5 protein-coding genes are annotated in these 7,132 nt (G+C 70.5%); all 5 read left to right on the forward strand.

Features of this window, described 5'->3' with window-relative positions:
* Positions 1-78: 78 nt before the first annotated feature.
* The 5 genes from ACPCJR_RS21995 (at position 79) to ACPCJR_RS22015 (ending at position 7,123) form a co-directional block, all read left to right on the forward strand.
* Positions 79-2,163, forward strand: a complete 2,085-nt coding sequence (locus tag ACPCJR_RS21995; protein ID WP_391514892.1) for a type VI secretion system Vgr family protein — start codon at positions 79-81, stop codon at positions 2,161-2,163.
* Positions 2,160-2,468, forward strand: a complete 309-nt coding sequence (locus ACPCJR_RS22000) for a hypothetical protein (protein WP_391514890.1) — start codon at positions 2,160-2,162, stop codon at positions 2,466-2,468. The genes ACPCJR_RS21995 and ACPCJR_RS22000 overlap by 4 nt, the downstream gene beginning before the upstream one ends.
* A 13-nt stretch (positions 2,469-2,481) precedes the next feature.
* Positions 2,482-3,645, forward strand: coding sequence for a DUF2169 family type VI secretion system accessory protein (locus tag ACPCJR_RS22005; protein WP_391514888.1), 1,164 nt, complete (start codon positions 2,482-2,484; stop codon positions 3,643-3,645).
* A complete protein-coding gene (locus ACPCJR_RS22010) occupies positions 3,642-4,046 on the forward strand; it encodes a PAAR-like domain-containing protein (RefSeq protein ID WP_391514886.1) in 405 nt (134 codons plus the stop codon). The genes ACPCJR_RS22005 and ACPCJR_RS22010 overlap by 4 nt, the downstream gene beginning before the upstream one ends.
* Before the next feature lie 683 nt (positions 4,047-4,729).
* Positions 4,730-7,123, forward strand: a complete 2,394-nt coding sequence (locus tag ACPCJR_RS22015) for a hypothetical protein (RefSeq protein WP_391514885.1) — start codon at positions 4,730-4,732, stop codon at positions 7,121-7,123.
* Positions 7,124-7,132: the final 9 nt, after the last annotated feature.

Raw genomic sequence — 7,132 nt, forward strand, 5'->3', positions numbered from 1 at the left:
CCCGACGGCCGGGTTGATCGATCATGAGCAATGCCTAGCTTGCAACCTGTGGATCGGGACGCTCCGGCAGGACAAGCGATGAACGAACCCGTGCGCTTCACCCAGGCCGGCCGCCTGATGGCGATCGAGACGGTATTGGGCGAAGACGCGCTGCTCTTGGAGCGCTTCGAGATCGAGGAGGGTCTCAACCGCCTCTTCACCCTCCAGGCCCGGGTGCGGGCTCAGCGCGCCGAAGTCCGCCCCGAGGAGATCGTCGGCACCGCTGCCGACCTGCTGCTCACGCTCGCCGACGGCAGCCAGCGCGCCTGGAACGGGCTCGTGACCGAGCTGCATGAGGGCCCGCTCGTCACCCGCGGCGCGCGCCAGTACGCCCTGACGCTGCGCCCCCGCCTCTGGCTGATGAGCCAGCGCCGGGACTGCCGCATCTTCCTCGAACAGAGCACGCTCGAGGTGATCGAGACCCTCTGCCGGGAGCACGGTATCCGCGACTACGATCTCGCCGGCGTCACCCGGCCGCCGCAGAAGCGCGACTACGTCGTGCAGTGGAACGAGACCGATCTGGCCTATCTGCTGCGTCGCCTCGAAGAGGAGGGGCACTTCTACTGGTTCGCGCACGAGCGCGGCCGGCACACGCTCAAGCTCGGCGACCACCCCTACGCCTACGACGGCAGCGCGGAGACGCAGGTGCGGCTCGCCTTCGGCTCCTCGGATGCCGAGCACATCCACGACTGGCGCCGCCAGGTCTCGTTCACGCCGGGACGCCGCGCCGGTAAAGACTACGAACTCCTGACGCCCAACCTCGATCTCGCTTCGCGGACCCCCTCGATCGACCGGGTACCGGAGAACGCGGCCTACGAACTCTACGAATACCCGGCGAGAGCCCTGACGCGCGAGGCGAGCGAGCAGGCCAGCCGCTTGCGGGTGCAGGCGACGGAAGGCGACTTCGACCGGGTCGAGGGCCGCTCCTCGGTGCGCACGCTGGCGGCGGGCGCGCGCTTCACCCCCTACGAGGTGGCGCACCCGGATCACGTCTATCCGGCGCAGGTGGTCACGCAGATCCTGCACCGGGCGGAGGACCCGACCTACGAGAGCGGGGCGGGCACGCCGCACTACGAGAACAGCTTCGCCACCCTGCCGGCGGACCGCCCGGCCACGCCGCACCGCACGATCCCGCGCCCGCGGATCGACGGGCTGCAGATCGCGCGGATCGCGGGGCCTGCGGGCGAGGAGATCCACACCGACGCGTATGGGCGGGTGAAGCTGGCCTTCCCTTGGGACCGGCGGGCGAAAGGGGACGGGACGGACACCGGCTGGGTGCGGGTGACGCAGTCCTGGGGCGGGACGAGCTGGGGTCAGCAGATCATCCCGCGGGTGGGGATGGAGGCGCTGGTGGGGATGGAGGCGCTGGTGGCCTACCAGGAGGGCGATCCCGACCGGCCGATCGTGACCGGCATCGCGCCCAACCCCAACAACCCGGTGCCCTACGAACTGCCGGTCAACAAGACCCGCATGGTCCTGCGCTCCGACAGCTACAAGGCCAGCGGCTACAACGAGCTGGCCTTCGAGGACCAGGGCGGGCGGGAGCGCCTCCACATGCTCGCCCAGAAGGACCAGACCCACCGCGTCGGCGACACCCTCACCCAGCACGTCCAGCGGGACGCGATCCGCAACGTCGGGGCCAACCACTCGCTGCAGGTCGGCAGCAACATGCAGCACAACGTCGGCGGCGGGATGTCGATCGCGGTCGGGGCCGTGGGCGGGGCGGTGCCGGGGCTCGTCACCGCGACGCTGGCCGGGCTGATGGGCCAGTCCTCGGGCCTGCTCGGCGAGGCGATGGGCGTGGTCTCGGGCGCGCTGCAGCAGGCGACGGCGAGCGGCCTGTCCGAGGCGCCGGGCGGCGGCGCAGCCGGAGCCGCCGCAGCCGCCCTCGGCCCGGACGCGCCGACCGGCAGCGGTTCCGGGGCGGACTCGGCGCTCGGCGGCATCGCCTCGACGGTGGCCTCCTACGCCGCCGCCTTGGCCGGAAGCGGACCGGCCCTGATGAACGCGGGCGCCGCCGCGAACGCGCTCGCGGGCGTCGCCTCGCCCAGGGCATCGCCCGGGATGCGGGCGGCGCCGTGGCGGCGGCCGGGGCCGATACCGGCCGGCAGGTGGCGGGGATGATCGGGTCGGGCATCCTCAACCAAGTGGTGGGGCGGCTGCAGAACAACTCGGTCGGCCTCGCCCAGACCGAGCAGGTCGGCGCGGTCAAGGCGCTCAGCGTCGGCAACGTCTACACCCAGAAGATCGGCAACCAGCTCAAGATCGATGTCGGCGACGAGGTGATCATCAGTGTCGGCCCGAACGGCTCGGCCAAGTCGCTGCTGATCATGAAGGGCGACGGCACCATCCTGCTCAAGGGGATCAAGATCTTCGTCGAGGGCGACAGCCACATCCAGATGCTGACCCCGATGCTCGACCACAACTGAGCCGGCCGAGCCGATGCCGGAACTGCTGAACTTCACCCCGTTCCCGAACTTCCGCTACTATTCCAGCGACAACCGGGGACGCGACTTCGGCGTCGTCATCGTCAAGGCGACCTACACCATCGACGCCGCGGGCGGGCTCGCGGTGGCCGAGGAGCAGGCGCCGCTGATGTTCGAGGATGCCTGCTACGGCGCGGTGAACGAGAGTTCGCTCTGGCACCCGTCCGACCTCGTGCCGAACAAGCCGCGCACCGACCTGATCGTCAACGCGGTGGCGCGGGCGCCGGGGGGCGAGGCGGCCTCGTCCTGGACTTGCGGGATCGCGCTGAGCGCTGCCTCCGGCCCGGTGCTGTCCAAGCGCTTGCGGGTGACGGGCCCGCGGGAATGGCGGCCGCGCTGGCGCCGCCGGCTCGACGCGGAGGAGGCGCGGGACTGGCGGGCGCATCGCCGGCTGTTCGCGGGCTGGGAGTTGAGCGAGCCGGAGCCGGCGACCGAGGTGCCGCTGCGCTACGAACTGGCCTATGGCGGCACGGTGGCGTCCGGGCAGGACGACGAGGGCCGGCCGCTTTTCGTCTGCGAGGTGCGCAACCCGATCGGCTGCGGGCTGATCGACCCGGACTGGACCGACCACACGCTGCCTCAGCCCGCGCCGCGGATCGAGGCGGAGGGCGAGCCGGTGACCGAGCCGGGCGCGGCCTACGCGCCGCAGAGCCTCGGGCCGATCCCGCCGGCCTGGGAGCCGCGGCTGCCGCTGGGGGGCACCTACGACCAGCACTGGATCGACCACGTTTGGCCGAACTGGGCGGAGGATTACGACTTCGCCTTCCACAACAGCGCCCATCCCGACCTGATCTGCCCCGGCCACCTCGCGGGCGGCGAGACGATCACCCTCACCCACCTGATGCCGGGCGCGGCGGAGAGCCGGCTGGTGCTGCCCGACCACGGCATGGTCGCCGAGTTCGTGCGGGCGGACGGCTCGGTCGAGGCGCGGGCGATGGCGCTCGACACGGTGTTCCTCGACCTCGCCGACGCGCGCAGGGAGCGGGCACGGGTCTTCCTGACCTGGCGGGTGAACTTCGAGCCGGACGCCTTCGCGGCGGTGCGGCTGATCACGCGGGCGGACCGCGACGCGGTGCTGGCGGCCCTGCGCGGGGACGGCGAAGGAGAGGGGACGGCATGAGCGAGGGACGGATCTCGGCGCGGCGCTGCCGCTCGAACATGCTGGTGTCGAAGGGGCCGGACGTGTGCCTGACGCCGCGCGGGGGCGCGATGGTGCCGGTGCCCTACTCGGTGGTCGCCTACCTCGACGGGGCGATCCGCGTCTCGAAGAGCGTGCGCAACAACGGCTGCTACGACTTCCAGCTGAACGCGCGCACGACGCGGATCAAGGGCCACAAGCAAGGCACCGGCAAGGGCGTGGTGGTGCCGGGCCATGAGACGTACTCGCACGTGCGGGTGGCCTCGGACTTCGTCTACTCGGAGGGGTTCGCGACGGTGAGCCACCGCGATCCGGCCTGGATCAACCATCCCGATCCCGGGCCGACCGAGCCGCAGAAGGGCAAGACCGAGGAGACGGTCTGATGGCGGGTGGTCCCTCGGACGGGAAATTCGCCCTCACGCCGCCGGGAGGTGCGGGGACGCCGCCCTCGATCGACATCGCGAAGAGTTCGCTGCCGTCGTTCGCGCAGAGCGAGGGCACCACGCCGCATGCGAAGATCACTGACATCAAGCCACCACCGCGAAAGGTCGAGAGGCGCGACAATCAGGGCAACCCGAATTCAACATGCAACGCGAATTGCTCCGGCGAGGCCAACACCGGATCGACAGCCGCCCCAAAAAAGAATGAGAAAAGTATTGATGAAGATTTGTTGAAGACGGCCATGCTGCCGGCCGCCGCGGTCGGTCTGTGGATGTATGGGGGATATGAAAAAACTAAAACTGCATTAATAAGACTCTCCAAGCTCCCGGAAACAATGCTCGAAGGAGCAAAAACTTATACGTATTATCAGCAAAATCCTCCTACAACCGAGGAACAGTCAGCAGAGCAAAGTGCGGCATTAGACAGTGTCATCGCGGGAGGGGTCGAGACGGCTCTTTCCGCTGGACCAGCTTCTATTGCAGGTGGCTTCGGGCGAGGAGGCGTCGTTCTCGGAAGTGGCCCCATTATCAGAGGCGAGCCCGTCTCCGTCGCCACCGGCGAGTACCTCGAAACCTGGCACGACTTCCTCATTCCCGCGACGCTGCCCTTCGACGGCGCGCGCTACATGGGCCTCAAGCTGCCCCTGCCCGAGGGTTACGCCAACCCGCTCGGCCCCTGCCAGATCTCGATCTTCGACGAGATCGTCTCCAACCCCGAGCCCGGCCAGCTCGACTTTCACCAGGCCGACGGCAAGGTCGTCCGCTTCGAGCGGCCCTTCAACTTCCTCGCCAGCCACAACGCCGGCTACCCGCATCTCGACCTGCGCGCGCCCTGGCTACGGCAACTGGAACTGCGCGACCGCCGCCTGATCAAGCATTTTCGCCAGTTCGACGACGCGATCTACCGCCTCGAGCGGATCGAGGATCTCGACGGCCATGCCATCACCTTCGTCCGCGACGCGGAGGGCCGGCTGGAGCGGGCCGAGGGCACCGACGGGCTGGCGCTCGCCTTCGAGAATGACGGGCGGGGCCGGCGCATCGGCATCACCCTGATCGGCACGGACGGATCGCGCCTGCCTCTCGCCCGCTACGCCTACGACGCGCGCGGGCGCATGACCGAGGCGACCTGCGCCTTCGGCATGTCGGTCGATTATGCCTGGGAGCCGGAGCGCGACCTCCTCGCCGCCTGGAACAACCGCACCCGGCGCTCGCAAACCCGCTTCAGCTACGACGAAGAGGGCCGGGTCACCCACACCGCCACCAACGGCATCTGGAACGGCGACCGCTTCCGCTACGATCCCGAGCGGCGCGAGACCACCTACCTGCCCGGCGGGGCCGAGGCGCTGGCCCAGCGTTTTGCCTACGACGCCAGCGACAACGTCACCGCCGAGACCGACGCGCTCGGCCACAGCCTCACCCGCGTCTTCGACGCCGCCGGGTTCGAGACCGCCCTGACCGACCCCAACGGCCACACCACGACCAAGTCCTACGACCTCTGGGGCAACCCCAAGAGCGTGGTCGATCCGGAGGGGCGCAGCACCGAGTACGGCTGGGGACCGGAAGGCCAGCTCGACATCGTCATCGACGGCGCCGGGCATATCCGCCGCTACGCGCACGACGAGCACGCCAACGTCATCGAGGAGACCGACGCCGAGGGCCACATCACCCGCCACGAGCGCGACGCGGGCGGGCGCATCGTGCGCACCCTCTTCCCCGACGGGGCGGAGGAGCGGCGCGGCTACGACGCCCACGGGCGCCTCACCACGCTGACTGACCCGCGCGGCGGCACCACCGCTTATGCCTACGACGCCTTCGGCCGTCAGGTCGCGGTGACGGACGCGGCGGGGCAGACCACGCGCTTCGCCTACGAGGCCGGTGCCGGGGGCTTTGCCACCCCCACCACCGTGGTGCGGCCCGACGGGGTGAGCCTGCAGCGCAGCTTCGCGGCGGACGGGGTGCTGGCCACGGTCAGCGACGGCGAGGGCCGGACCTGGCGCTACGCTTACGGCGCCTTCGACGTGCTCACGGCGATCGAGGACCCGCGCGGCGGCCGGCTGACGCTGGCGCACGACGGCGAGGGCCGGATCACCGCCGTCACCAACCAGAACGGGCTGACCTACCACCTCGTCCGCGACGCGGCCGGCCGGGTGATCGCGGAGGAGGATTTCGACGGGCGGCGCACCGAGTACACCCGCGACTCGGCCGGGCGGGTGACCGGGACGCGCAAGCCCGACGGAACGCGGCTGGCCTACGCCTACGACCGCTCCGACCGGCTCACCGCGATCCGCACCTTTGCCGCCGACGACCCCGAGGCCCTGCGCCCACTCGACGCGACGCATCTGCGCTACGACGGCCGCGGGCTGCTGATCGAGGCGTCGAGCCGCGCCGCACGCATCGCGTTTGAGCGGGACGGCAACGGGCGGATCGTGGCCGAGACGACGAACGGGCGTCGGGTCGAGAGCCGGCTCGACGAACTCGGCCGACGGATCGAGCGGCGCATCGGCGAAGGTGGGCCGGGCGCGAGCCTGGTGCGGATCGGGCGCGATCCGCTCGGGGCGCTGGCCTCGCTCGCCATCGACGGGCACGCGCCGCTGGCGGTCTCGCGCGACCCGCTGGGGCGCGAGACGCGGCGGGCCTCGCCGAAAGGCTTCAGCCTGGAGCAGGGCTTCGATCCGGTCGGGCAACTGCTGCATCAGCGCGCGGGCCGCGGGGGCGAGGCGGGCCGGGCTTACGCCTGGGACAAGGCCGGCGCACCGACGCTGATCGATGATCGTCTGTTCGGCCCTGCCCGCTACCGCTACGACGGCAACGGGCAGGTGGCGCAGGCCAGCTTTGGCGAAGGGCTGACGGAGCGGTTCGACTACGACGCGGCCAAGAACGTGACCGGCGTGTCGGTCGAGGGGCCGGAGGCGGGCGCGGACGTTCCGGCAGGCCTAGTACTACTTTGGCAGATTGCCTTCAAGGTGGCTGGTCGAGGGCGGCCTCACAGTACGGGCATCGCCGCGGTGGTGGCCGGCTGAGGTGATCCA

It is taken from the genome of Methylobacterium sp. NPDC097929, assembly GCF_049543375.1.
Taxonomy (GTDB): Bacteria; Pseudomonadota; Alphaproteobacteria; order Rhizobiales; family Beijerinckiaceae; genus Methylobacterium.

Bases quoted from the DNA above. Each gene is read 5' to 3' on its own strand.
- ACPCJR_RS21995 (WP_391514892.1), top strand. From the start codon at position 79: ATGAACGAACCCGTGCGCTTCACCCAGGCCGGCCGCCTGATGGCGATC.
- ACPCJR_RS22000 (WP_391514890.1), top strand. From the start codon at position 2,160: ATGATCGGGTCGGGCATCCTCAACCAAGTGGTGGGGCGGCTGCAGAAC.
- ACPCJR_RS22005 (WP_391514888.1), top strand. From the start codon at position 2,482: ATGCCGGAACTGCTGAACTTCACCCCGTTCCCGAACTTCCGCTACTAT.
- ACPCJR_RS22010 (WP_391514886.1), top strand. From the start codon at position 3,642: ATGAGCGAGGGACGGATCTCGGCGCGGCGCTGCCGCTCGAACATGCTG.
- ACPCJR_RS22015 (WP_391514885.1), top strand. From the start codon at position 4,730: ATGGGCCTCAAGCTGCCCCTGCCCGAGGGTTACGCCAACCCGCTCGGC.